Consider the following 24,920-nt stretch of genomic DNA (forward strand, 5'->3'; position numbering starts at 1 on the left):
ATTGCGGTCAGTGCCAGCGGCGGAAAATCAACGAGGTGTTGACGCCACCAAAAGCGAAATTGTTGTTCATCACGTACTCGTGATGCATCTGGCGGAATTCGCCGCGCAGGTAGTCGAGTTTGCCGCAGTGCGGATCGACCTCGTCGAGGTTGAGCGTGTGCACGTACACATCGCGGTTGAGCATTTCGATGCTGAACCACGACTCCAGCGCGCCGCAGGCCCCGAGCGTGTGGCCGAGGAAACTCTTCTGCGAGCTGATCGGCATGCGTTCGCCGAACAAGCTGCTGGTTGCCAGTGTTTCGGCAATGTCGCCCTGTTCTGTAGCGGTGCCGTGACCATTTACGTAACCGATTGCATCCGGGGTGAGCCCGGCGTCTTCCAGCGCCAGTTCCATGGCGCGGCGCATGGTGATCTGCTCGGGGCGGGTGGTGTGCTGGCCGTCGGCGTTGCTGCCGAAACCGACGATTTCGGCATGGATCCGCGCACCGCGCGCCAAGGCGTGTTCCAGCTCTTCAAGCACCAGCATGCCGCCGCCCTCACCGATCACCAGGCCGTCGCGGCCCTTGTCGTACGGGCGTGGGCTGGTCTGCGGCGCGTCGTTTTTCAGGCTGGTGGCGTAGAGTGCGTCGAAGACCATCGCCTCGGTCGGGCACAGTTCTTCGGCGCCGCCGGCGAGCATTAGCGGCAGGCGTCCGAACTTGATCGCCTCGTAGGCGTAGCCGATGCCCTGGCTGCCGCTGGTGCAGGCGCTGGACGTCGGGATCAGACGTCCGGTGAGGCCGAAGAAAATGCTGATGTTGGCGGCGGTGGTGTGCGGCATCATCCGCACGTAGGAGTTGGCGTTGAGGCCCTCGGCCACCGAGTTGAGCAGCATGTTGCCGAACGCCTTGATCTCGTCGGTGCTGCCGGTGGACGAGCCGCAGGCCACGCCCATGCGCCCGTCCTTGATCGTTTCGTCGCCAAGCAGCCCGGCATCTGCCAGTGCCTGTTCTGCCGCGCCGACTGCCAGACGCGACACGCGGCCCATGCTGCGCAATTGCTTGCGTGTCCAGTGCGCGGGTACGACGAAGTCATCGATCGGGCCGGCCAGACGGGTGTTGAGTTCGCTGAAGCGATCCCACTCGTCCATCCGGCGGATGCCGCTGCGGTTGGCCGCGAAGTTGCCGGCGATGGTCTGCCAGTCGCTGCCCAGCGAGGTGATGCCGGCCATGCCGGTGACGACGACGCGCTTCATCAGCACAAGCCTCCGTTGACCGCCAGCACCTGGCGGGTGATGTACGAGGCTTCCGCCGACATCAGGAAATTCACCGCAGAGGCCACCTCTTCCGGGGTGCCCATGCGTTGTGCGGGGATCATCTTCATCAGTTCTTCCACCGGCACGTTTTCATCCAGCATCGCCGTGTCGATCAGGCCCGGCGCGACGCAGTTAACCGTGATTTTGCGCTTGCCCAGCTCGATCGCCAACGCTTTCGCAGCGCCAATCACACCGGCCTTTGAGGCGCTGTAGTTGACCTGGCCTCGATTGCCGATCAAGCCCGATACCGAGGTGATGCAGACGATCCGACCGGCGGCGCGACGACGGATCATCGGCATCATCACCGGGTGCAGGACGTTGTAGAAACCGTCGAGGTTGGTGCGCAGCACCACGTCCCAATCGTCATCGCTCAGCGCCGGAAACGCACCGTCGCGGGTCAGCCCGGCGTTGAGCACCACGCCGTAATAGGCGCCGTGGGTTTCAACGTCGGCTTCGAGGATGGTTTTGCAGGTTTCGCGGTCGGCGACATCAAATTGCAGAATGCGCGCGTTGCGGCCCAACGCTTCGATCTCGGTCTGCACCGCTTGGGCTTCGGCCACGCCGCTGCGGCAATGCAGGACGATGTCGTGCCCGGCCTGTGCCAGGCGTAGGGCAATGGCGCGGCCGATGCCACGGCTGGAGCCGGTGACCAGTACGGATTCAGTCATCGTTCGACTCCCGGTTTTGTTCAAGATATTGGGATGGCTGGGGCGGGCGGAACACATTCAAGCGCGCACTGGCTTCGATGCCGTGCCCGTGGATGTGGCATTCGAACACGCCCATGCCGTTGTCGTCTTCCAGCGAGCGGATGCCATGGATGGTCAGTTCGCTGCCGGCGGGGAAAGCCTCGACGTTGCACTCGAATTTACGTGTGCCGAGCAGGAAACCCAGCTCCACCGGATTGCCTTTGTGCCGCGCGTGGCAACCGGCGAACGCGGCGACGCTTTGCGCCATCAGCTCTACGCCGACCCACGCCGGCAGGCTGCCGTCGGGCAGGTTGAACAAGCCGTTGGGCTTGACCGTGAGACAGGTGTGGATCTGTTCTTCGTCGAAACCGAGGACGCGGTCGATCAGAATCATGTCGCCAGCGTGGGGCAGCAATTCGGCGAGCGGCCAGTCAGTCATGGGGCGTCTCCGATAATCAGGCTGACGTTGTTGCCCCCGAAGGCAAACGAGTTGCTCATCAGGTAGCGCGGTGCAATGGACGACAGGTGTGTGTTCGCGGTCACCCAGTTCAGGGCTGGCAGGTCGGGATCGGGCTGAGCGTCCCAGACGTGCGGCGGCAAGGCCTGTTGCGGATTGTCGGCGCTCAGGCTCAGCCAGCAGAACGCCGCTTCCAGTGCACCGGCAGCGCCGAGGGTATGGCCGGTCATCGGCTTGGTCGACGAGCAGGCCACGCCGTCGGGGAACAGCGTGGCGACCGCCAGACTTTCCATCGCGTCGTTGTGCTGGGTCGCCGTGCCGTGCAGGTTCAGGTAATGGATTTGCGCAGCGTGCAGCTGTGCGCGGCTCAGGGCTTTGTGCATCGCTTGCAGGGCGCCGCGGCCGCTCGGTTCCGGGGCGGAAATGTGGTGCGCGTCGGAGCTGGCCCCGGCGCCGAGCAGGGCGATGGCCGGCCCCTCGCCGCGCTGCTTGCTCATCAGGAACAGCACCGCCGCTTCGCCGATGTTGATGCCGTTGCGGTTGGCCGAGAACGGATTGCAGCGCTCGTCGGACACCGCCTCCAGCGCGCTGAAACCGTTGAGTGTCAGCTTGCACAGGCTGTCGACCCCGCCGCACAGTACGGCATCGCACAGGCCCAGATCGAGCAGGCGCTGCGCGCTCATCAGCGCCCGGGCGCTGGAGGTGCAGGCGGTGGAGATCACGTAGGCCGGGCCGCTGAGTTGCAGCCAGTCGGCCAGAAAATTCGCCGGGGCGCCGAGTTCCTGCTGACGGTAATCGTATTCGGCGGGGAACTGCTGTTCGCGAAGGTAGTGCGCCAGACCACGGCTGGCTTCGTCGATGCCCGAAGTACTGGTGCCGAGCACCACGCCGATGCGCTCGCGACCGAAGGTCTGGATCGCTTGGTCGATGTCAGCGCGAATTTGCAGCGCGGCTTCCAGCAGCAGTTGATTGTTGCGGCTGCGCTGGTCGGCCAGTTCGGCTGGAATGGCTGCCAGCTCAGCGTGCACCGCCGCCACGGGCAACTCACGCCCGGCGACCCAGCCGGACTCGTGGCGCATGCCCGAGCAATCACCGGCAAACAGGTTGTGCGCGACTTGTTGCTTGTCGCGGCCCAGCGCGCAGATCACGCCGAGGGCATTGAGGTAGGCAGTCATGGCGTCGGCTCACCGAGGGGAGAAACCCGATAGTGCGGGCCTTGGGGCAGGTTCAATTCGAAGCTCAACGGTTGTGCATAACGGATCGCCCAGCGCGGCGGCAGCGAGCGTTGCCCGGCCTGTTGCTGCGCGGCGGGATAATTGCGCAGCAGCTCGCCGGACGGCGTCAGGGCGAACAGCAAAGCGGCAAACAGCTCCCGGGCTTCCGGATTGGGCGGCAGCAGCCCGTCGGCCTGCCAGTGCCCATCGACCAGTTGCTGACGGGCCTGGGGAATGCCCAGCGGGTCCATCATCGACCAGCGGATGCCGGGGCCTTCGCGCTGAATCACCAGAAGCCAGTCCTGACGTTGGTCGGCTTGTTGCCGTTCGATGTGCAACTGCAGCGGCAGCGGTAGAGTCGGACTGCTCGCGGGTAGCGGAGCCTGGCTGGCGCAGGCACTGAGCAACAGGGCAGATATCACCATTACCAGCCACACCCCAAACCCTGTGGGAGCGGGCTTGCTCGCGAAGGCGTCGGCACGTCCAGCATTGCAGCAAGCTGACCCACCGCTTTCGCGAGCAAGCCCGCTCCCACAGGAGGTCAGGTGTGCAGGTCGATAGCGTGGCATCAGATGGATTCCTGCAATGGCTTGCGGGCAACGACATTCACCAAGGTTTCTTCGCGCTCGCCGAACGGTTTTGGCCGGCGCAATCCAAACCGCTCCAGCAAGCCGAAATCTTTCGACCGGCTCCACCACAGATACGGGTACGAGACATTGCGCTCGGCGAACTCGAAACCCTGCTGGCGAATCATCTCCAGATACTGCGCCGCGCTCTTTTGCACATGCATTGGATGGCGGAACAGCCAGCGGATCACCCAAGTATCAATGTAGGCCTCGGTGGACTCGGCGAACAGCAGGTAACCACCCGGTTTGAGCACACGATAGAACTCGGCGAGGGCCTTTTCCTGTTCGACCAGATGATGAAAGGTCTGGTGGCAGAACAGCAGATCGACACTGGCGTCCGCCACGTTGAGCGTGGCGCAGTCGCTGCCGATCAGCTCGACGTCGAAACCCTGGCGCGCCGCTTCTGCAGCGCTCAATTCAAGGCTGTGTGGGTCCGCATCGATGCCAATCAAACGCTGTGGGGCGAAGGTCTGGCGCAGATACCGGAACGACTTGCCCTGGCCACAGCCGGCATCCAGCAGTACCGGATTGGCGGGCAGTGACTCGCTGAACAGCCCGCGCAGGTCGTTGATTGCCACGCGCAACACATGGTGCTGCCAGGTGTGGCTGCGCAGGAACCAGAAACCGAAGCGGGTTTCCTCGACGTAGCTGTCGCTCAAGTAATTCATGGGGCGTCCTTTGCACAGAGTTCGGAAATCATCTTCAGCCGGCGGCGCGCTTCGCTGACGAACGGGTTGCGTTCATCCCAGGCGTAACCGGCGAGGATCGAGCAGATCATCCGGCGGATGTCCGCCTGGCTGTCTTCATGAAAAATCACGTCCTGGAAGGTGCCGGCGTACCAGCCCTCGACGTAGCAGCGAAAAGTGTCGACCCCGCGTTTGAGCGGCGCGGCGAATTCGTGCTGCCAATCAACAGCTTCGCCTTGCAACTGACGGTGCAACACCGCGGCGGCCATGCTCGCCGAGCGCATGGCGATGGTCACGCCGGAGGAAAACACCGGGTCGAGAAATTCCGCCGCGTTGCCGAGCAGGGCGAAGCCCGGGCCGTGCAGGGTTTTGACGTTGGCCGCATAACCGCCGAGGGTGCGCGCCGGGGTGTCCCACACGGCGTTGTTCAGCACGCCGGCGAGGCTTGGGGTTTGGGCGATGAAGCCGCGCAGACAAGCGTCCAGATCGCTATCACGGCCCTTGAAGTGTTCGGCGGCAGCCACTACGCCCACTGAGCAGCGACCGTTGCTGAACGGGATCGTCCAGAACCAGATGTCGCGGTGCTCTGGATGGGTGGTGACGAGGATTTTCTCGCGGTCGAAGGCCGGGTTGTCGATGTGATCTTCGACGTGGGTGAACACTGCCTGGCGCAGCGGGAAATTCGACGGTGCTTCAAGATCGAGCAAGCGCGACAACACGCGACCGTAACCGCTGGCGTCGAGTACAAAATCCGCTTCGACGCGGTACTCGCTGCCGTCTTCGCACCGCACGTCGAGCTGCGGTTTGGCCTGGTTGAAATCGACGCGGACGATGGCCTCGCCATAACGGATCTCGACACCTTGCAGCGCCGCCTGATCAGCCAGCAGCGTGTCGAAATCGGCGCGCTGCACCTGGAAAGTGGTCGGCTTGCCACCGCTGAAGGTGTCGCTGAAATCGAACGCGCTGTAGCGCTCGCCCCAGGCAAACGCGGCACCGGTCTTGCGCTGGAACCCGGCGGCGTTGACGGCGTCGAGCATGCCGGCCTCTTCGACGAAGTCCAGGCAATGACACAGCAGGCTTTCGCCGATGGAAAAGCGCGGGAAGTGCTGGCGCTCGATCACCAGCACGTCGTGGCCCTTGCGCTTGAGCAGTGCGGCGGCGATGGCACCGGACGGGCCGGCACCGATGATCACTACCTGACGACGTTGCATTTCAACGGTTGGCACGTGAACTCCCGGGCGCGGTGGCGGTGTGTTTCAGGGGCGCGCGATGCAGGCCGATCAGGGCCGGCAACAGCGTCGCGATCAGGCCCATCAGCATCAGCGCGAAGTACAGCGCCGGGCTGATCAGCTGTTGTTGCAGCAACAGGTTGAGAAAGACGATTTCACTCAGGCCACGGATGTTCAGCAGCACGCTTTCGCGCCAGCGGCTGGCACCTTCGAACGATGCACCGGCCCAGCCCAGACCGAGCCAGTTACCGAGCAGTTTACTGACGATCGGCAGCAGCAGCAGGGCGGCCCATTGCACCGCACCGAGGCTGGCGAGGGCACTGTGCACGTCGATCTGCACGATGCCGAACGTGAGGATCAGCGGGATGGCGATCCACGTCTGCAAACGGCTCATCCACAGCGCCGGCAATGGCAGCACCAATGGCACTTTCAACAACGCCATGCACAACAGGTAGCCGATGCCGACAATCAGTGCGTTGAGCTTGTAGTGCTCGGCCAGCACCAGCAGCGCGAAGAAGCCGAGGCTGTAGGTCAGCGGTCGACGCACGCGCAACAAGTGCAGCAGCACCGGCACACACGCCAACCCCAGCGGCAGCAACAGGCTGTTCAAATGCAGGCTGCCCTGAGCGAGGCCGAACAGTGTCCAGCAGGTCAGGTCGATCAGGATCGCGGTCTGCACCAGACGCCGGGTGGCGGCAGGTGGGTAGTCGATGTGGCGCAGGTACAGGTACAGCACCGGGATTGCGGTAATCGCGAACACCAGACCGATCGCCAGTGAATTCAGCCACGGTTGTGCCGGCAGCAGCCAACAGGCGACCGCCAGGCCGCAGGCGAACGGCACGGCAAAACTCGGCACGGCGATTTTCACGCTCTGGCGGTCGAGGCGCAGGTCGATCACATCGCTGAGGATGTGCCCCAGCAACAGCGCGAAACTCAGACTGTAGAGGTCTTTCAGCCACACCGGTGCAATCAGCACGGGGCCACTGAGTTGCCAGCCCGGTTCGATCCAGAAGTACATCAACAGCGGCAAACCGAAGCTTGCCAGCAGCAACTGGCTGACGATCGGGATCAGGCCGAAATGCCGGCCGATGCGGGTCGCCATGGCGAACAGCGCCAGGGCCATCAGCCAGAAGCCGGCGACCATCACGCTGTGGGCTCCGCGACGACGGCGCTGTGGGCGTGACGCCCGGCCCACGGCGCGAGGATGAAGCTGAAGGCCAGCCCGAGGCTGACCGCCAGACCGAAATTGCTCACCGCCGGTGTGCTGGACACTGCCAGCAGACCGAACGACAGCCACGTCGTCAGCGCCGCCAGCAGGGTGCCTAGCAGGCTGACAGCGGCACCGCCGACCTGCTCGCGCATGAGGATCGCGTAATCGACGCTGATGGCCGTCACCAGCAGCAGGCCGAACAGGCTGAACAGGGTCAGCGGCTGGCCGAGCCAGCCGAGACTGGCGAGGCTGCACAGCGCCGCCAGCAGCGGCAGGGCGACGATGCGCAGCGCGCCGCCGAAGCCGAATGGCACGATCAGTACCAGCACGATCAACACGCAGGAGGCGAGTTTCAATTCGGCGGCGCTGATCTGAGTCGCGGCGAACACCTCGTTCAACTCGCCAAGGCGGTCAACCAGCATCACCCCCGGCAAGTCGAGTGCCTGCACCCGCAGCAGCGCCGGGTTGTTCAGGCCTTGCAGGCTGGTCATCGCCGCCACACCGTCAGCGGTCGGACCGAGCCATAGCGTGCGGTAAGGCTCGCCCAGAGGGCCGGCCAGTGCCGCGTCGATGTCCTCGGCGGGCAGATTCTGCAATTGTTGCAGCTCGCTTTGCAGCGCGGCGAGCGGTACGCCGAGGTCCTGCAATGGCTGCCAGTATTGCGGCAGTTTGCGCAGTGCTTCGCGAACCTGCTGTTGCTGGCTCGGCGGGCTGAGCAGTTGATCGAGGGCCAGATAACCTTGCAGTTTGTCGAGGTTGACCAGTTGTTGCAGGCGCTCGCTCAACGCGGCCTGACGCTCCAGTAATTCCTGCTGATTGGCCCCGCGCACCAGGAAGAACTGGCTGGTCGGTTGATAGCCGGTGATGCGCGCGATGGTTTGCGCTTCGTCAGTCAGGCGTTGCGGCGCGCCGACCCACTGACGAATGTCGTTCTTGCTTTGCAGTTGCACCAGACCGCCGGCGCAGAAGGCGATCAATAGCGCCAGCAGCACCGGCGTGCGGACGTGTTCGAGCAGGGTTTCGCGCAGTTTCACCAGGCGTTCGGCCAGGCGTAGCGGCCATTGCGCGGGAAGCAGCTCGACGTTTTTCAGCAGGGCCGGCAGCAGGCACACCGCCGACAGGTAAGCGCCGAGCAATCCGGCGGCAGAGAACACCGCGATCTGCGTCAGGGCCGGGAATGGCGTCCAGGCCAACGCCAGATAACCGATGGCGCTGGTGATCAGGCTCAAGGTCAGCCCGCAGAGCGTCAGGCGCAAGGCCGGCCAACTGCGCCACGGTTTGAGGCTCCAGCTCTTCGACAGATAGTGCAGCGGGTAGTCGACTGCTACGCCGATCAGGCTGGAACCCAGCACCAGCGTCATCACATGCATGTGGCCGAACAGCGCCACGCAGGCCACCGCACCGAACAACATGCCCACCAGCACCGGCACAAACGCCAGCAACACCCGCCAGCGACGAAACACCAACAGCAGCAGCAACAGAATGCCAAGGGTGGCGCCGCCGCCGACCCAGGTCATTTCGCGAGTGGCTTGTTGCTGACCGTTGGCGGCGTAGAGCAGGCCGCTGGCGGCCAGCAGTTGCACGTCGGCTTTCGCCGCCTGCTCGCGACTGTGCTGGAGCAAGTCCGCGACTTTCAGCGGCAGGTTCATGTCGAAGGCATTGCCGGTGGTGCGCGCGCGCAACAGCACCCAACTCTTGCCGTCGGCGTCGGCGACCAGTACGCCGCTGCCGATGTCCAGCTGCACCGCGCCGTGCTTCGGCTGGCTGTTCTGGATGCGTCCGGTGAGGCCCAGCCAGTCATCCTGGCTCGGCACCAGACTGAAACCGGTGAACGGGTCGAACAGGGCCTGCACCCGTTGCTGAATAAACGCGTCAGGATGTTCGCTCAGCAGTTGCCGGTCATCCGCCGAGAGCATCGCCAGACGTCCTTGCAGCAGTTGCGTGCGCAGGGCCGGGAGGTCGGCTTGCAGGTTCCACTGGACCTTTTCGAACAGACCGCTGGCTTGCCACTGCTCGCCCAGGGTTTGTGCCATGGCGACCGCCTGCTGGCGATCGGCGTGGCCGACCAGCACCAGCATTTCCCGGTTGAGCGGTTCCTGCATGCGCTGTTCGGCACGCAGTTCGAGGGCGTCAGGGTGGGTGCCGGGCACCAGTTCCATGAGGTTGGCCGACAGCGGCGCACCGTCGCGCCACTGCCACCCGGCCAGCGCGACGACCGCCAGCAGCAGGATCAGAAACAGCCACGGCAGCCTGCGTTCACTCGGCAAAGTCATGTTGCTCCGTATCGCTCAACGGTTGGCTTGCGGTGCTGTCCTGCATGCGCAACACGGTGCTGTCGCCCTGGGTTTCCAGCAGTTCGATGGTCTGCACCAGCTCACCGCCGTCGATGTTGATCCGGTTGAACACTTGCTTGAGCAGCAACGAGCGCGGGGTCAGGGTCAGTTTCCACTGCTGTGCGTCGCCGCTCAGGGCCAGTTCGAAATCCCGTTGCAGGCCGCTGCTGTCACCTTGCAGTACCGCGAGGAACAAGCGGTTCTGCTCGGCCCCGGCGCTCTTGTTCGGCAACATCTGCCAACGGTTGCCGTCACGGCGAGCGATGCCGTTGCCGGTGATGCGGTAGTCCTGTTGCAGCGGGGTCTTGAGCAACCAGAGCAGGCCGTGACTTTTCGCCAGGACGAAGCTGCCCTTGCTGATCAACGGCTGGGGCAGGGCACGCAGGTGTTTTTCCTGGATGAACCGGCCGTGAATCACGTCCGGTTTCGCCAGTTGCTCACTTAGCTGTTGCAGGTCGAAGGCGCTGGCCAGGCTCGATACCGCGAGCAGTGCCATCGCACCCAGGCATTTGCAGATCAGGTTCATCGCAGCATCCTTTGCACCGCATCGGTGAACACTTTGGGTGAGGCCAGTTGCATCTCGCGGCTGCTGATCTCGACCGCCACTTGCACCGAGCTGGCGCGAGTCAGGCGTTCGCCGCTCTGCAGGTCGGTGATCAGGTAATTGATCTTCAACCGGTTCTCCCACTCCACCAGACTGGCGCGCACGTTCAAGCGCTGGCCGAACACCGCGCCACGCACGTAACGCAGTTGCAAGTCGATGATCGGCCAGGCATAGCCGGACTCGGACATCTGCGTGTAGTTGTGGCCGATCCGGTCGAGCAGCGCGCAACGCGCCACCTCCAGGTATTTGACGTAATGCCCGTGCCAGACCACGTGCATGGTGTCGATGTCGAAGAACGGCACGAGGATTTCCGTGTCGGCGTGCAGCACTCCGGCGCTACGCATGCAGCCTCCAGTGTTGCTCGGCAATGCGTTGCAGGCACAGGCGCAGTTCGCCTTCCAGTGCGCGGTCCTCGATGACCGGCGGGAAGTCCCTGGCAAGCTCTTCGTGCATGGCGGCCAGAGAAGGTGGCAGCGCACGTGCGTCTTCATCGCGACCCCGCAACCAGACGCCCTGATTGGCCGCGAGCAACGTGGCGGCAGCCACCTGTTCGGTCAGCTCCAGTACGCGAATTGCGTCGCGGGCGGCGATGGTGCCCATGCTCACCTTGTCCTGGTTGTGGCACTCGGTGGAGCGTGAGAACACGCTGGCCGGCATGGTGTTTTTCAACGCTTCGGCGGTCCAGGCGCTGGTGCCGATCTGCACGGCCTTGAAGCCATGGTTGATCATCGCGCGATCCGCCGGGGCGCCGGACAGGTTGCTCGGCAAACCGTGGTTGTAACGTTCATCGACCAGCAAGGCGAGTTGCCGGTCGAGCAGGTCGGCAACGTTGGCCACCAGGTTTTTCAGGCTGTCCATGGCGAAGGCGATGTGCCCGCCATAGAAGTGCCCACCGTGCAGCACACGCTCGGCTTCGGCGTCGATGATCGGGTTGTCATTGGCGCTGTTGAGTTCGGTTTCGATGAACGAACGCAGCCAGTTCAGGCTGTCGGCCAGCACGCCGAGCACATGCGGGGCGCAGCGCAGCGAGTAGCGATCCTGCAGGCGGTGCAGCGGCGCAGTCGGGGCGTCGATCGCCAGATCCTTGCGCAGCCATGCGGCGACCTGCATCTGTCCCGGATGCGGTTTGGCGGCGAACAGACGCTCGTCGAAGTGTTCCGGGTTGCCTTGTAGCGCGACCACGTTGAGCGCGGTGATGCGTGTGGCCAGTTGCAGCAGATAGTCGGCGCGGGCGAAGGCCAGGCAGGCAAGGCCGGTCATCACCGCGGTGCCGTTCATCAAGGCCAGCGCTTCTTTCGGGCGCAGCACCAATGGCGTCCAGCCGAGCTCGCGGTGCACATCGGCGGACTGGCGGCGCTCGCCACGGAACATCACTTCACGCTCACCGGACAGGGTCGCGGCGACGTAGGACAGCGGCGTCAGATCGCCGCTGGCACCCACCGAACCTTCTTCCGGAATCAGCGGCAGGACGTCATGTTCAAGAAACGCGTGCAGGCGCTCCAGCAGTTCGATTCGCACTCCGGACACGCCGTGGCACAACGACTGCAAACGCGCGGCCAGTACGGCACGGGTGGCCTGGGCGTCGAGCAGTTTGCCCAGCCCGCAACCGTGGAAGGTGTACAGATGACGGGGCAGCGCCTCGACGTGATGCAGCGGCACTGCGACCACACAGGAATCGCCGTAACCGGTGGTCACGCCGTAGATCACGCCTTCCTTGTCCAGCAGCGAATCGAGAAACCGCGCACCCTTGGCGATGCGTTCGCGGTAAGCGGCGTCGCTCTGCAACTGCACGGGCGCCTGACGGTTGGCCAGGGCCAGCACGTCTTCGATGCGCAAAGGGCGTTCGCCGAAGGTTACCGGCTCATGGGTTGGCGTCGTCATCGGTCTTCCAGAAAGGGTAAAAGTTGAACCATTGGTGCGGGGCTTCGAGGCAATAGTGACTCAGGCGCTGCGCATAGCGGGTGGCCCACTGATGAATGACCTGCTCGCGCTCGCGGCGTGTCCACACCACGCTGTCGGCGAACGGTTCGAGGGTCAGGCGATAGTGGCCGTCCGGTTGTTTCAGGCACATCAGCAAATTGACCGGGCATTTGAGCAATCCGGCCAGCAGCCACGGCCCCTGCGGGAAGGGGGCCGGGTGGCCGAGAAAGTCGACGGTGACGCTGCGCCCGCCGTGCAGCGGCACGCGGTCGCCGGCAATCGCCAGCCATTCGCCACGCTCCAGGCGTTCGTGCAGTTGCAGCATGATCACCGGGTCCAGTTCGCTGACCTGAATCAGGCGCAGATTGGTCGCCCCGGCCTCGCCCAGCAAGCGGTTGAACTGCTCGGCGTGCTTGGTGTGCACCAGCACGTTCATGGTGACCTTTTCGCCGATCTCTGCCAGCGCCCGACAGACTTCGAGGTTGCCCAGGTGCGCGCCGACCAGCAATTGCCCGCGACTGCCGCGCAACTGATTGCGCAGCAGTGCCGGGTCGATGATTTCGATCTGCTCGATGCGGATCTTGCCGTTCCACACGTCGAGCTTGTCGAGCAACGAATCGGCGAACGCCATGAACTGGCCGAATACCCGCCAGTGGCTCGGGCGCAGATCGTCGCGCTGGCTCCAGTCGGCCAGACGTTGCTGGTATTGCCATGCACTGCGTCGGGCGATACGGCCGAACAGGAAAAAGTACAGGACGATGCCATACAGCAACGGACTGAGCAGGCGCCGGCCAAGCACTTTGGCGGCCAGCGCGGTGAATTTCATCAGCAGGAAACTGCCGCGCTCCTCGCGGTCGGCCCAGTGCTTCTTGTCGGTCTCGATGCTCATGTCCGCCACCGGCGCCAGAGGATCAGCGGCAGGCGCAGCACCATGCCGAAGAACAACCGGGTATGCATACTGGAAATCAGCGCGTTGTCGTGGAACAGACGGAAGTGCGAAACGCCGTCCAGCGGATAATGCACGCTGGTCTGCAGCCAACGCATCGGCTGATTGCGCCACGACAGGCGCACCAGAATGTCCGAGTCGAAATCCATCCGCTTGCCGACCCGAGCCGAGTCGATCACCGCCAGTGTCGGGGCCAGCGGATACACGCGAAAACCGCACATCGAATCGCGGATCTGCAGCGACAGCGTGTTGATCCAGACCATCACGTGGGTCAGATAACGCGCGTACAGACGGCCCTTGGGCACGCTTTCGTCGAACAGTGGATAGCCGCAGATCATCGCGTCCGGATGAGCGCGGGACTCCTCGATGAAACGCGCGACGTCGTGCAAGTCGTGCTGACCGTCGGCGTCGACCTGCAAGGCATGGCTGAACCCCAGGCGCGCCGCTTCGCGCAAACCGGTCATCACCGCGCCGCCCTTGCCCTGATTGAGGGTCAGGCGCACCAGGTGCACATTGTCGCGCTCGGCCAGCGCATCGAGCACCTTTGCGCAGGAGGGTGTGCTGGCGTCGTCCACCAGAATGCACGGCAGGTGTTGCGCGAGCAGGGCGTCGACGACAGTGCCGATCGCGGTTTCGTGGTTGTAGACCGGGATTACGGCGCAAGGGTTATGCATACCGATTCTCCACAGGAAGACTGCAATGACCGCTTCGCGAGCAGGCTCGTTCCCACATGAGATCGCGGTTTCTGTGGGAGTGAGCCTGCTCGCGATTGAGTGCGCAGCACTCACCAGGGTCAATCATGCTCTACACCCAAAAGAATCCGCCCACTTGAGCACGTCGCCGTGTCATTGCGATAAGCGAAATACAACTTGCTGCGCTCAGAATCGAAGCGCAGGTGCAGCTGGATTTCATCGCCGGGGCGCACCAGTTGCTGGAATTTCAGCACTTCCATGCCGGCAAATGCGCCGGGCAGGTTCAGCAATTGGCGGCCGAGGTTCAACGCCCACTCCACTTGCACGACGCCGGGCAAGACCGGGGCCTTGGGGAAGTGGCCGCTGAAGTAGGCCAGATCCGGCGGCACGCTCAGTTGCAGACTCCATTCGCCGTCGGTTTCGACCTGCTCCAGCACTTCTGGGGTCTTGGGCCGTGGCGCCAGCAGCAGGGCATCGACTTCGGCCTGAGGCAGTTTGCCTTGCGCGTTGATCGGCAATTGCCGCAGCAGACGCCAGCGACGCGGCAGGGCCAGGGCTTCGCAATGTTGGCTCAGGTGTTTGCGCAGGGCTTCGGTGAGACTGCGGCGGCCGTGTTCACGCAAGGCGAACAAGCCGTTCTCGCTGAGCACCAACAGGGCACCGAGGACTGCGCGGTTTTCCTGGACCACGCCCAGCCGTGCTTCGGCGACCCAGTCGTGGGCGACGAGGGCTTGTTCAAGCATGGGCAGGGAAATACGTTTTTCTTCGAGTTTGACGATGCGGTCCAGCCGACCCAGCAATTCGAAACGACCGTCGGCGGCAATGCGCGCAGCGTCGGCGGTGTGTTCGACATGTCCGGTGGGTAGATACGGTGAAGCGATCAACAGCGCACCGTCGCGGTCCTGAGTCAGTGCGACGCCAGTGAACGGCTGCCATAGATTTGTGCCCTGACGCCAGGCAATGCCGCCGGTTTCCGAGCTGCCGAGTATTTCCGTCGGCCACTGTTGCAAGCGTTGTTGCAGGCTTTGCGCGGCATCTGCCGGCAATGCGCCACCGGAGGAAAACACCCGGCGCACGGCACTCAGGGCTGGCCAGTCGAGATTGTCGCCCATGCGTTTGAGCAGGGCCGGGCTGCCGACCCAGGCGAAGGCCGGGTGTTCGCGGCTGGCGCGTTGCAGATCTTCCGGAAACGCCAGTTGCTTGCGCACGAACGGACGCCCGGCGCACAGCGGCCACAGCACGCGGAACAACAAACCGTAGATGTGCTGTGTGGCGACGCTGCCGATGATCCACGCTTCACCGAGATCGGCGCCCCACAGTTGTTCCAGCGCCTCGACCTCGTTGGCCAGTTGGTGCAGGGTCTTGTCGATGCGCTTGGGTTCGCCGCTGGAACCGGAGGTGCACAGGCTCAGGCGGCACTGCTCGAGATCCAGTTCAGCGCCGGGCAGGGGCGGCTGCAGCAGGTCGTTCAAGTGCACATCAGCGGGCTGATCGGTCAGCCACAAGTCGACTTCACTCGACCAGCGCTGACGGGTCTGCGCTTGCAGATCCGCCGGCAGCAACACACTGATGCCCGCGCGCCATGCACCGAGCAGGGCGATGCCGAGGTCGGCGGCATCGTCCAGATGCACCGCCATGCGCTGCACGCCGCGTGCTTGCAGGCCGGCGGCGACGCTCAACGCCTGTTCGTGCAGTTGCGCGTGGTCGAGCGCCGGAGCGTCGGTGATCACTCGCCCTGGCAGGGCCTTGAGCAACAGGTGCTCAAGTTTTTTCCAGTTCATTTACGGCCTCTTACCCGTTGTCGTATCAGCCATTCAATGGCAAACATCAGGCCGATCAATCCGTAGGAGATCAGGCCGGTGTACAACATCCACCAATTCAGCGGCGCCCACAGGGTCAGGAGGGCGGCGCACAAACCGTTGCAGAAGAAAAACACGCTCCAGGCTACGGTGACCTGGCGGGTGTAGCGGATCGCCTCGGGCGGCAGTTGCGGCTCGCGGATCCGCGCCAGGCGCTCGACCATCGGCGGTCCGTATTTCAGGCTCAGGCTGAACAGCACCAGCATGAAGCCGCTGATCAATACCGGGTACCAACGCAGCAACAGCGGGCTGTCGAACAGGGCCAGCAACAGGCAGAACGTGATTGCCACACAGGCCATCCACAGGCTGCCGGGCTTGCGCTCGCCCGTCAGCGCGCGCGCCAGCCACAGGCTGCCCAGCAGCAGCCCGAACTGCCACGGGGCGAAGTGCTCCATGCCGAAATACACCGCAAAGGGGTACAGCAGGCCTGCCAGCAGCAGGCCGAGGCCGATCAATCGGCTCATGCGGCCGGTTGAACCAGACGGTAGACCGCCTCGACTACGTCACCGACAGTACGCACCGATTTGAATTCTTCGGCGGCGATTTTCTTGCCGGTCTGGCGCTTGATGTGATCGATCAGATCGACCGCATCGATGCTGTCGATTTCCAGATCCTGATACAGGTTTGACTCCAGGCTCACGCGAGCCGGATCCAGTTCGAACAGCTCGACCAGGGCATCGCGCAGGGTGTTGAAAATATCGTCACGAGTTTGCATGGTCCGGTCTCAAGCTGCCTGTTTTGCCGTGACGAACGCCGCAAGGCTCGCCACGTTGGTGAAGTGGTTACGGGTGTCTTTGGCGTCGGCGTCGATCTTGATGCCGTACTTTTTCTGGATCGCCAGACCCAGTTCCAGCGCGTCGACGGAATCCAGGCCCAGGCCTTCGCCAAACAGGGTCTGCTCGTCGCCGATGTCGTCGACGCTGATGTCTTCGAGGCCCAGGGCATCGATGATCAGCAGTTTGATGTCGCGCACCAGGCCCGGGTTATTCAGATCGCTCATCTTCGGCGAGCTCCTTAATGAAGTAAGAGTGCAAATAATCGTTGAGCTTGCGCGAGGCCTGCGGTGCCGGCCCCTGCGTGGCGAAAGTCTGTGGGTCTATATCGGCCCCGACACGAAAACTGAAGTGCACGCGGCGGCTGGGGATCCGATACCAGGGTTCGGCCTTGGTCAGGGTGGTCGGGCTGACCTTGATAACCACCGGAGTCAGGATTTTCGCACCGCGCAGGGCAATCGCCGCGGCCCCCCGATGAAAGGCCGGTGCCTGCCCTGGCTGGGTGCGCGTGCCCTCGGGAAAAATGATCAGGGTCTGGCCGTTCTGCAGGGACTCGGCGGCGGCGTCGAGCATGTCCATGCTGCCGTCATTGCTGATGTACTCGGTGCTGCGCAGCGGGCCACGGGTGAAGGGGTTTTCCCACAGGCTTTTCTTCACCACGCAATTGGCCTGGCGCACCAGGCCGATCAGGAACACCACATCAATCAGCGACGGGTGGTTGGCGATGATCATCTGCCCCGGGCGACCAAGGCGTTCCGCCCCTTGAATGTCGTAGGTCAGCACGCCAGTACGGGCCATGAACCGCACAAAAAACCAGAACAGCCGACTGACAGTCTGCCGTGCGCGCTGGCGATGTTTCAGCGCATCGCCGGGCAGACAACCGAGCAACGGAAACACCAGCAGGCGCAGGCACAGCCCGCCCAGCCCGAACAGAGCGAAACTCGCGGCGGTGGCCAGCAGACGCCAGTAGTAGGCGTCGCGGTTTTTCTCGGTCACGGGTTGCGTTGCCAGGTCCATACACGATTTTTCCAGGCATGTTGGCAATGGGGTTGCTGGCCGAGCAGGGTACGCAACAGATTCAGCGCGTGCGGCCAGTGCGCTTTGGACACTGCTTCTGTGCCGCTGTTCAGGGTCAGCCGCCAGTCGGTACCGGGGGTGATCAACAAACCGAGCGCATAGGGAAAAGGCACGTCGTCGATCCACTGCGAGTAGGCTTGGGGCGGCTGTTCTTCGGTGATGATCAGCAGCACTGCCGGAGCGCCTTCGTCGAGCAGGGCCGCGGCTTCAAGCATGCCGTGCTCCAGGCCATCGCCGGCTGCCGCGAGGGCGGTCATTTCGCTGGTTTCACCGCGCATGATCGACCACAGGCCGATGATCGCGTTGTGCACCGACAGGCTGAACTGGGTGGGCGACAACGGTTCGTCCTTGGCCAGATCGCTGAGGATTTCGAAGGTGCGCGGGGTTTCGCCGTGCCGCGAAACAAACACCAGCGGCAGGTTTTCCCGTCCGTCGGCCAGCGGCCAGCCAACACTGAACGCCATCCGCGCCAGGCGGCTGAGGCGCCGGCGTTGCATGGCCGGGAGGAACGACACATCGGGCGCGGCATCGCTGCTCTGGAGCACAACCGGCTGTCGGCTCCAGGCCTGCCAGGCGTCCACGCTGTCGAGCCCTGGAGCCCACGCGCGCCATTGGGCGATGTTGAAGTTGATCACGGACATTTATCCCGCCCCTGCGGGCTTTTATTGACGCGTTGAGTCGCCAAAGCCGCAGCCGGGCTGTGCTGACGTTACCGGACGCGGCGTGGCGCCTGACGTTCGGGTGGCGCGCATTATCCCGGTGCGACGAGTGTGTAGCAAATGCTGGTTACATTTTGCGCAGCTGAATGTACCGAATAGTTCGTGGAAAAAATGTCACTTGGCCATTATCCGGGTCGTCAGCGGTTTGTCTGCCGGGCATCCCGACGATCAATGGCCGTTTTTGCTCCATCACCATGGGGATATTTGCACCTGACTCTGTAGTCCGCGTCCATGGAGGTAGCGAAGCCGAGCCGCGCGCATCTACACTCGGTCATTCTTTGATACACGGAGGTTTTGTCATGCGGCGCGTGGTGTTCAATCAGAAAGGTGGCGTGGGCAAATCCAGCATTGCCTGCAATCTGGCGGCGGTCAGCGCCAGCGAGGGCTATCGCACGCTGTTGGTGGATCTCGATGCCCAGGCCAACTCCACTCAGTATCTGACGGGGCTCACCGGGGATGACATTCCGATGGGCATTGCCGACTTCTTCAAGCAGACCCTGTCTTCAGGGCCGTTCTCGAAGAAAAATCAGGCGGATATCTACGAAACCCCGTTCGACAACCTGCACATCATTACCGCCACCGCCGAACTGGCTGATCTGCAGCCCAAGCTTGAGGCCAAGCACAAGATCAACAAGCTGCGCAAGTTGCTGGACGAGTTGTCAGAAGATTACGACCGGATCTATCTCGACACCCCGCCGGCACTGAATTTTTATGCGGTGTCGGCATTGATTGCCGCCGATCGTGTGTTGATTCCCTTCGATTGCGACAGCTTCTCGCGGCAGGCGCTGTACGGGTTGCTGGCGGAGATCGAAGAGTTGAAGGAAGACCACAACGAAGGTCTGGAAGTCGAAGGCATTGTGGTCAACCAGTTCCAGGCCCGGGCCAGCCTGCCGCAGCAGATGCTTGATGAGTTGATCGCTGAAGGCTTGCCGGTGCTGCCGGTGTATCTGAGCAGCTCGGTGCGCATGCGTGAATCGCACCAGGCCAGCACGCCGCTGATCCACCTCGACCCGCGGCACAAGCTGACGCAGCAATTCGTCGAGCTGCATAACCTGCTCGAAGACGCCTGATACCTCGAATTACGCATGGATCCCCTGTGGGAGCGGGCTTGCTCGCGAAGGTATTCTGTCAGTTGATAAATCGGCTGACTGACACTCCTTCTTCGCGAGCAAGCCCGCTCCCACAGTGGGTTTTGGGGTGTGTCAGATACCTTGGCTGCGCAGCCATGCCATCAACTGCGGCAACGGAAACGCCCCGCTCTGGCGCGCCACTTCGCGGCCATTTTTGAACAGAATAAGGCTCGGAATCGAACGAATCCCCAACTGCGCCGACAACTGCTGATTGGCTTCGCTGTCGAGCTTGGCCAGTCGGCACTTGCCCGCCAACTGCGCAGCAGCCTGTTCGAACACCGGTGCGAACGACTTGCATGGCCCGCACCAGTCCGCCCACACGTCCACCAACAGCGGCAGATCACCCTTGATCTGACTGATGTAGTCGCCTTGCTTGAGTTCGAATGGCTTGCTCAGCAGCACAGTGGATTTGCAGCGCCCGCACTTCGGCTGATCACCCAGGCGTTCGGCGGGGATGCGGTTGAGGCCGTTGCAGGCGGGGCAGGGGATGAGGAGTGGGCTGGTCATAATGGGCTCGGTGAACGTAGATAACTCGTACGACTGATCTGGAGTCCTGCGAGGCATTTATCAAGGTTGAATCCTGTGCCTCAAGACGAACAACTGATCTCCAGATGCTTGCCCCACTCCGGCGGCCGCTCGGCATAACCTTCCATCCCCGGCTGCTCGTCGAACGGCTTGCTCAGCACTGCATGCAGGCGGCGGACCTCTGAGTAGTCGCCTTGTTCGGCGGCGTCGATAGCCTTTTGCGCCAAATAGTTGCGCAGGATGTACAGCGGGTTGACCGCATGCATCCGCGTGCGGCGTTGTTCTTGATCGTTCTCCCCATCGCGTGCAACCCGGGCCACATAACGCTCGCCCCAGGCATCGAAGCCCTTGATGTCGGCGAAGTCATCGCGCAGTCGGGCGACGGCTTTTTCCGCTGACTCTTCGCCGAGACGCCGGAAGAACAGCGTGTAATCGACGCCGCTGTTCTGCATCAGTTGCAGCAGGTTTTCCAGGAGCTGTTGGTCATCATCCTCGGCGGTGGTGAAGCCGAGGCGGCGGCGCATCAGGTCCAGGTAATGCGCCTGGAACAGTGGCAGGTACAGGCCGAGGGTTTCGCGCAGGGCTTCCACGCTGATGAACGGTGTCAGGGCCTGGGCCAAGGCGCTGAGGTTCCACTGGCCGATCGGCACCTGATTGCTGAATGAGTAGCGGCCCTGATCGTCCGAGTGGTTGCAGATGAAGTTGGCGTCGAAATCGTCGAGGAAGGCGAACGGGCCGAAGTCGAATGTGATGCCGAGGATCGACATGTTGTCGGTGTTCATCACCCCGTGGCAGAAGCCGTAGGCCTGCCACTTGGCGATCAGTTCGGCATTGCGCTCGACGATCTCGCGGAACATCGCCAGATACGGTTCCGGTTGTTCCAGGCACTCGGGGAAATGCATCGCCAGCACGTGCTCGCCGAGCTGCTTTTGCTGCTCGGGACGCTTGGTGTAATAGAAATACTCGAAGTGGCCGAAGCGAATATGGCTCGGCGCCAGACGCAGCACCATCGCCGCGCGTTCCTGCTTCTCGCGCCACACCGGGGTGTCGGAGCCGATCACGCAGGCCGCTCGCGAAGACGGAATGTTCAGCGCGTGCAGCGCTTCGGAGGCGAGGAACTCGCGGATCGACGAACGCAGCACCGCACGGCCATCGCCCATGCGCGAAAACGGTGTTTGCCCAGCGCCCTTGAGGTGCAGGTCCCAGTGCTCGCCGGCGTTGTTGCAGACCTCGCCGAGCAGCAAGCCTCGGCCATCGCCCAGTTGCGGCGTATAGCCGCCGAACTGGTGCCCGGAATAGACCATCGCCCGTGGCTCGGCATCGGCCCACAGCGTGTGGCCGCCAAACAGTTCGGCAAACTCTTGGGTTTCGGCGGTCGCCGGGTCGAGATCCAGCAAGGCCAGGGCGGCCGGGCTGGCGACGACCAGACGCGGGTTGTCGATCGGTTCGGGCAGCACGTGGGCGGAGAACGCATCGCCCAGGCGAGCGAAGCGATTGTCGAAGGTCAGTTCGTCGAGGGCTTTCAAGGGCCGGCTCCAGCAGAATGTCCGAGCATTCTGCTGGGATTAGACCGGTTAGTCGAGTTTGGCTGGCGGCGGCTCTTGCAGCGGTTTTTGTTCGCCGCTGATCGGGACGATGGTTTTGCTGTCGTCCTCGACCGGCACCAACTTGTATTCCTGACCGTGGAGGTTCTTCAGGTACACCTCCATCTGGCGGAACGAGATGTTGATGTGCTGCTTCTTGAACTCGCGGTTGATGAAGCGGTTCACTTCGTCGATCACCGGATTGCGGTCACCGAGGTCACGCACGTGCATGCGCAGCTCATGATCGAGGGTGCTTTCGCCGAAGTTGAGGAAGTACACGTGCGGCTCGGGCTCTTTGAGAACACGCGGGTTTTCCCGGGCAGCCTTGAGCAGCAGTTCCTTGACCAGATCCAGATCGGAGCCGTAATCCACGCCGAGTTTCAGCGTCACCCGGGTGATCGTGTCGGTCAGCGACCAGTTGATCAGTTGCCCGGTGATGAACGTCTTGTTCGGGACAATGATGTCCTTGCGGTCGAAGTCGGTGATGGTCGTGGCACGGATGCGGATCTTGCTCACCGTGCCCGAGAGGTTGCCGATGGTGATGGTGTCACCGATCCGCACCGGGCGTTCGAACAGGATCATGATGCCGGAGATGAAGTTCGCGAAGATCTCCTGCATGCCGAAACCGAGGCCCACCGAGAGTGCCGCCACCAGCCATTGCAACTTGTCCCAGCTCACGCCGAGGGTCGACAGGGTGGAGACGAAACCGACGCCGGCGATCACATACGACAGCAACGTCGTGGTCGCGTAGGCACTGCCCTGCGCGAGGTTGAGTTTCGACAGCACGAACACTTCGAGCAGACCCGGCAGGTTGCGCGCCAGGGCGAAGGTGATGCCGATGATGATCAGCGCGCCGAGCATGTCGCCGATGCTGATCGGCACCATGCTCATGTTGGCGCCCGTGCCGCTGGTGTATTCGTAGAGGGTGATGTTGTCGAGGTACGAGAACACCGAAATCAGGTCGGCCCAGACCCAGTACAGCGCGGCGATGAAGCCGCCGAGCAGTGCCAGGCGGATCAGGCGCAGCGACTGTTCGTTGACCTTTTCGATGTCCAGCGTCGGCTCTTCGATCACCGCTTCGCCGTCGCCGGCCTCTTTGGCCGCCTGACGTTTGGCCAGCGCGCGCTGGTAGGCCAGACGGCGTGCGGCGACCGCCAGACCACGGACGAAGGTGGCTTCGATCACCAGCCAGAACATCAGCAGGTACAGGGTGTTGATCAGCCGGTCGCTGAGTTTCAGCGCGGTGTAGTAGTAGCCGAAGCACACCGCGACGAACAGGGCGATCGGCAGCAGGGTGAACATCACACCGACAGCCTTGCGGAACAATGAAGTATTTTCGTGGGCCGGGCTGCTGATCAGCAGGCGGCTGAGCAGCCACGCCATCAGGGCGTAGCAGGTCAGTACCACCGGCATGCCGATTACGTCGTCGGCCAGCGCCGCCGGTTGCAGCTCGGCGACGGCCACCACGGTTACCAGCGCCATCACCACCAGCCCGAGGCGCCGGATCCAGCCCTGAAGGAACTCGACCTGCGGCTTGTCCCAGCGGAAGTGCAACTCGGCCACGCCGCCCGGCGAGAGAATCCGGTAGGCGGTGTAGAACACCAGCCACGCCTGACCCATTTGCAGCAGTGCTGCGCCCATGTTGGCGTTCTGCCCGCGGGCGTCGATCTGCAAGGCCAGACCGCACAGCGCCAGGCCAAGGGCGACCGGCATCGCCAGCAGAATGTTGATCAGGATCGCCTGCGGCGTGTGCCACTGGCTGTCACGCTTGAAGTGACCGATGTCCTGGTGAACCTTGTTCAACCGCGCGTATAGCGCCTTGCGCCGCCACAACAGGGCGCCGATCAGCAAGGCCAGCGGCAGGAACAGCAGCGGGCGCTGGGTCAGGCCGTCGGTCAGCTCGCTCAGGCTCGACGCCAGCGGCAGCGTGTCGATCTGGCGCTTGAGCCGCTCTGGGACGCTGCGAATCCATTCCGTGTCCAGCGGCTTGTTGCTGGGAATCCAGAACATCTGCTCGTCCAGGGTCGCGCGCAGGCTTTGCGCGGTGCTCAGCAGTTGTTTCTGGTTCAGTTGCAGGGTGATCGATTCATTGAGCATCGCGCTCAGTTCGCGGCTCAGCCGCTCCAGCAGATCGACACGGGTGTTGGCCAGCTCCAGCAGACTCTTGCGAAGCTGTGGCGTGACCTGCTCTGGCGGCTGGGTGGACAGCAGGTTGTCGACGTAAGTCGTTGGATTGCTCAGCTGTTCGCGCTGTTGGTTGATCTCGAATTGATACAGACGAATGTCGGCGATCTGATCCGCGAGGTCGCGGTCGACCTTGAGGCGCGGCAGCGCCTGTTTCTGCTTATAGAGAATCTTCGACAGCAGCAGGCTGCCCTTGAGCACGTTGATCTGTTCGTCGAGGGCCGAGTCGCTTTGGGTCACGCTGTCCAGTTGCTGCTTGGTCTGCAGATTCTGCTGGGTCAGCTCGTTGAGGCGGTCAGTGCTTTTGAGCAGGTAGTCGGAGAGCTTGAGGTTGGCCGCGCTTTCAGTGGCGAGCAGGGTGCTGCTGCCCGATTTCTGGGCCTCGATCGACTGCTGCGTCACGGTTTCCTGAGACAGGGTCAAACGCTTCTGGTTGATCAGGGTTTGCAGTTCCTGGATCTCATGGTCCAAGCGATCGGATTTTTCCGAGAGCAGGTCATGCTGGCTGTTGCCCAGATCCTGCAACTGGTTGTTGCCGGCCAGTTCCTGGCGGCGCAACGGGATCAGCGCATTGAGCGCCGCCAGCTCGGCATTGAGCAGGTCGCGCTGCTCGCCGCTCAGGGTTTTGCCGCTGTCCTTGCCGGTCTTGAGGATGCCGTTGATCTGCTGGATGCGCGTCTGGCTGCTGGCGATTTCTGCCTGGGCGCGTTCCGGGCGAGTCTGGGCCGTGATGATCAGGCTGTTGGCGTCGGCCAGGGCTTTTTGCAGATCGCTTTGCTGGGTCGAGCGCTCGGTGAGCATCTGTTCCAGCTGCTGAATGTTTTCCTTGGTAAAGCGTTGCGCCACCGGCACCACGGCAGTGGCTTTGAGTCGCGCCAGCTCACGCGTGTTCTCGATAGTCTGCTTCGGCGCGGTGGCCAGTTGTTGCTTGAGATCGATCAGCTTCTGCTCATAGTCACGCCGGTTGTTGAGCTGGTTCAGCGTGTTTTGCAGGACTGTTTGTAGGGCCTTCTTGTCGGCCTCGGGCAGTTTGCTGTCGGTAAGCTTGTCCAGGCTGGCCTGCACGGCTTCGCTGGACGGCGGTTCGGCGGCGTACAGCGGGCCGACGGAAAGACTCAGGCCCAGCAGGGCCGCGAAAAAGAATGAGCGCAGGGTAGGCATAGAGACCGGTCA

General features: G+C 63.0%; 24 protein-coding genes. 1 reads left to right on the forward strand and 23 read right to left on the reverse strand.

Annotated elements, in window-relative coordinates:
• Window positions 1–7: 7 nt before the first annotated feature.
• From AC1UK9_RS02325 to AC1UK9_RS02420, 20 genes are all read right to left on the reverse strand, one after another.
• Entirely contained in the window at window positions 8–1,234 is a 1,227-nt protein-coding gene (locus tag AC1UK9_RS02325; protein WP_025110252.1) for a beta-ketoacyl-ACP synthase, read from the reverse strand.
• A complete protein-coding gene (fabG, locus tag AC1UK9_RS02330; RefSeq protein WP_025110251.1) occupies window positions 1,234–1,962 on the reverse strand; it encodes a 3-oxoacyl-ACP reductase FabG in 729 nt (242 codons plus the stop codon). Before fabG ends, AC1UK9_RS02325 begins: the two co-directional genes overlap by 1 nt.
• Window positions 1,955–2,419, reverse strand: a complete 465-nt coding sequence (locus AC1UK9_RS02335; RefSeq protein WP_482579227.1) for a hotdog family protein — start codon at window positions 2,417–2,419, stop codon at window positions 1,955–1,957. Before AC1UK9_RS02335 ends, fabG begins: the two co-directional genes overlap by 8 nt.
• Window positions 2,416–3,612 (reverse strand): beta-ketoacyl-[acyl-carrier-protein] synthase family protein, encoded by a 1,197-nt coding sequence (locus AC1UK9_RS02340; RefSeq protein ID WP_482579229.1) that lies wholly within the window; start codon window positions 3,610–3,612, stop codon window positions 2,416–2,418. Before AC1UK9_RS02340 ends, AC1UK9_RS02335 begins: the two co-directional genes overlap by 4 nt.
• A complete protein-coding gene (locus tag AC1UK9_RS02345) occupies window positions 3,609–4,076 on the reverse strand; it encodes a hypothetical protein (RefSeq protein WP_473014256.1) in 468 nt (155 codons plus the stop codon). Before AC1UK9_RS02345 ends, AC1UK9_RS02340 begins: the two co-directional genes overlap by 4 nt.
• A gap of 143 nt (window positions 4,077–4,219) precedes the next feature.
• Window positions 4,220–4,945, reverse strand: a complete 726-nt coding sequence (locus tag AC1UK9_RS02350) for a class I SAM-dependent methyltransferase (RefSeq protein WP_482579231.1) — start codon at window positions 4,943–4,945, stop codon at window positions 4,220–4,222.
• Window positions 4,942–6,189 carry an NAD(P)/FAD-dependent oxidoreductase gene (locus AC1UK9_RS02355; protein ID WP_482579233.1) on the reverse strand — a complete coding sequence of 416 codons (1,248 nt, stop codon included), beginning with the start codon at window positions 6,187–6,189 and terminating at the stop codon, window positions 4,942–4,944. The genes AC1UK9_RS02350 and AC1UK9_RS02355 overlap by 4 nt, the downstream gene beginning before the upstream one ends.
• Window positions 6,176–7,339 carry a cation:proton antiporter gene (locus AC1UK9_RS02360; protein WP_482579235.1) on the reverse strand — a complete coding sequence of 388 codons (1,164 nt, stop codon included), beginning with the start codon at window positions 7,337–7,339 and terminating at the stop codon, window positions 6,176–6,178. The genes AC1UK9_RS02355 and AC1UK9_RS02360 overlap by 14 nt, the downstream gene beginning before the upstream one ends.
• On the reverse strand, window positions 7,336–9,675 hold the full coding sequence (locus AC1UK9_RS02365; protein ID WP_482579237.1) for an MMPL family transporter: 2,340 nt from the start codon (window positions 9,673–9,675) through the stop codon (window positions 7,336–7,338). Before AC1UK9_RS02365 ends, AC1UK9_RS02360 begins: the two co-directional genes overlap by 4 nt.
• Complete coding sequence (locus tag AC1UK9_RS02370) at window positions 9,659–10,261, reverse strand: outer membrane lipoprotein carrier protein LolA (protein WP_025110243.1); 603 nt, start codon at window positions 10,259–10,261, stop codon at window positions 9,659–9,661. The genes AC1UK9_RS02365 and AC1UK9_RS02370 overlap by 17 nt, the downstream gene beginning before the upstream one ends.
• Window positions 10,258–10,683, reverse strand: a complete 426-nt coding sequence (locus AC1UK9_RS02375; RefSeq protein ID WP_025110242.1) for an acyl-CoA thioesterase — start codon at window positions 10,681–10,683, stop codon at window positions 10,258–10,260. Before AC1UK9_RS02375 ends, AC1UK9_RS02370 begins: the two co-directional genes overlap by 4 nt.
• Window positions 10,676–12,220: an HAL/PAL/TAL family ammonia-lyase gene (locus AC1UK9_RS02380; protein WP_473014261.1), complete on the reverse strand. Its 1,545-nt coding sequence runs from the start codon at window positions 12,218–12,220 to the stop codon at window positions 10,676–10,678. The genes AC1UK9_RS02375 and AC1UK9_RS02380 overlap by 8 nt, the downstream gene beginning before the upstream one ends.
• Window positions 12,201–13,148 carry an LpxL/LpxP family acyltransferase gene (locus tag AC1UK9_RS02385; protein WP_473014262.1) on the reverse strand — a complete coding sequence of 316 codons (948 nt, stop codon included), beginning with the start codon at window positions 13,146–13,148 and terminating at the stop codon, window positions 12,201–12,203. Before AC1UK9_RS02385 ends, AC1UK9_RS02380 begins: the two co-directional genes overlap by 20 nt.
• Entirely contained in the window at window positions 13,145–13,879 is a 735-nt protein-coding gene (locus AC1UK9_RS02390; protein WP_025110239.1) for a glycosyltransferase family 2 protein, read from the reverse strand. Before AC1UK9_RS02390 ends, AC1UK9_RS02385 begins: the two co-directional genes overlap by 4 nt.
• 119 nt (window positions 13,880–13,998) lie before the next feature.
• Complete coding sequence (locus AC1UK9_RS02395; protein WP_482579241.1) at window positions 13,999–15,678, reverse strand: ApeI family dehydratase; 1,680 nt, start codon at window positions 15,676–15,678, stop codon at window positions 13,999–14,001.
• Window positions 15,675–16,220: a COG4648 family protein gene (locus tag AC1UK9_RS02400; protein ID WP_025110237.1), complete on the reverse strand. Its 546-nt coding sequence runs from the start codon at window positions 16,218–16,220 to the stop codon at window positions 15,675–15,677. Before AC1UK9_RS02400 ends, AC1UK9_RS02395 begins: the two co-directional genes overlap by 4 nt.
• Complete coding sequence (locus AC1UK9_RS02405) at window positions 16,217–16,471, reverse strand: acyl carrier protein (RefSeq protein ID WP_007909503.1); 255 nt, start codon at window positions 16,469–16,471, stop codon at window positions 16,217–16,219. The genes AC1UK9_RS02400 and AC1UK9_RS02405 overlap by 4 nt, the downstream gene beginning before the upstream one ends.
• Window positions 16,472–16,480: 9 nt before the next feature.
• Window positions 16,481–16,756 carry a phosphopantetheine-binding protein gene (locus AC1UK9_RS02410; protein WP_127648661.1) on the reverse strand — a complete coding sequence of 92 codons (276 nt, stop codon included), beginning with the start codon at window positions 16,754–16,756 and terminating at the stop codon, window positions 16,481–16,483.
• Window positions 16,740–17,546, reverse strand: a complete 807-nt coding sequence (locus tag AC1UK9_RS02415) for a lysophospholipid acyltransferase family protein (RefSeq protein ID WP_473014265.1) — start codon at window positions 17,544–17,546, stop codon at window positions 16,740–16,742. The genes AC1UK9_RS02410 and AC1UK9_RS02415 overlap by 17 nt, the downstream gene beginning before the upstream one ends.
• A complete protein-coding gene (locus tag AC1UK9_RS02420) occupies window positions 17,522–18,247 on the reverse strand; it encodes a beta-ketoacyl synthase chain length factor (RefSeq protein ID WP_025110234.1) in 726 nt (241 codons plus the stop codon). The genes AC1UK9_RS02415 and AC1UK9_RS02420 overlap by 25 nt, the downstream gene beginning before the upstream one ends.
• Before the next feature lie 377 nt (window positions 18,248–18,624).
• On the opposite strand from AC1UK9_RS02420, the gene AC1UK9_RS02425 reads away from it, so the two are divergent.
• Window positions 18,625–19,395, forward strand: coding sequence for a ParA family protein (locus AC1UK9_RS02425; protein ID WP_025110233.1), 771 nt, complete (start codon window positions 18,625–18,627; stop codon window positions 19,393–19,395).
• A gap of 132 nt (window positions 19,396–19,527) precedes the next feature.
• On the opposite strand, the gene trxC is transcribed toward AC1UK9_RS02425, so the two are convergent.
• The 3 genes from trxC to mscK all read right to left on the reverse strand — a co-directional run bounded on the left by trxC (window position 19,528) and on the right by mscK (window position 24,908).
• Window positions 19,528–19,962: a thioredoxin TrxC gene (gene trxC, locus AC1UK9_RS02430; RefSeq protein WP_482579245.1), complete on the reverse strand. Its 435-nt coding sequence runs from the start codon at window positions 19,960–19,962 to the stop codon at window positions 19,528–19,530.
• Between the two features lie 80 nt (window positions 19,963–20,042).
• Complete coding sequence (gene selO / locus AC1UK9_RS02435) at window positions 20,043–21,506, reverse strand: protein adenylyltransferase SelO (RefSeq protein ID WP_482579246.1); 1,464 nt, start codon at window positions 21,504–21,506, stop codon at window positions 20,043–20,045.
• 48 nt (window positions 21,507–21,554) lie between these two features.
• Window positions 21,555–24,908, reverse strand: coding sequence for a mechanosensitive channel MscK (gene mscK / locus AC1UK9_RS02440; RefSeq protein WP_025110230.1), 3,354 nt, complete (start codon window positions 24,906–24,908; stop codon window positions 21,555–21,557).
• Between the last annotated feature and the right edge of the window lie 12 nt (window positions 24,909–24,920).

Source organism: Pseudomonas sp. AK-TSAG1-1, assembly GCF_056821665.1.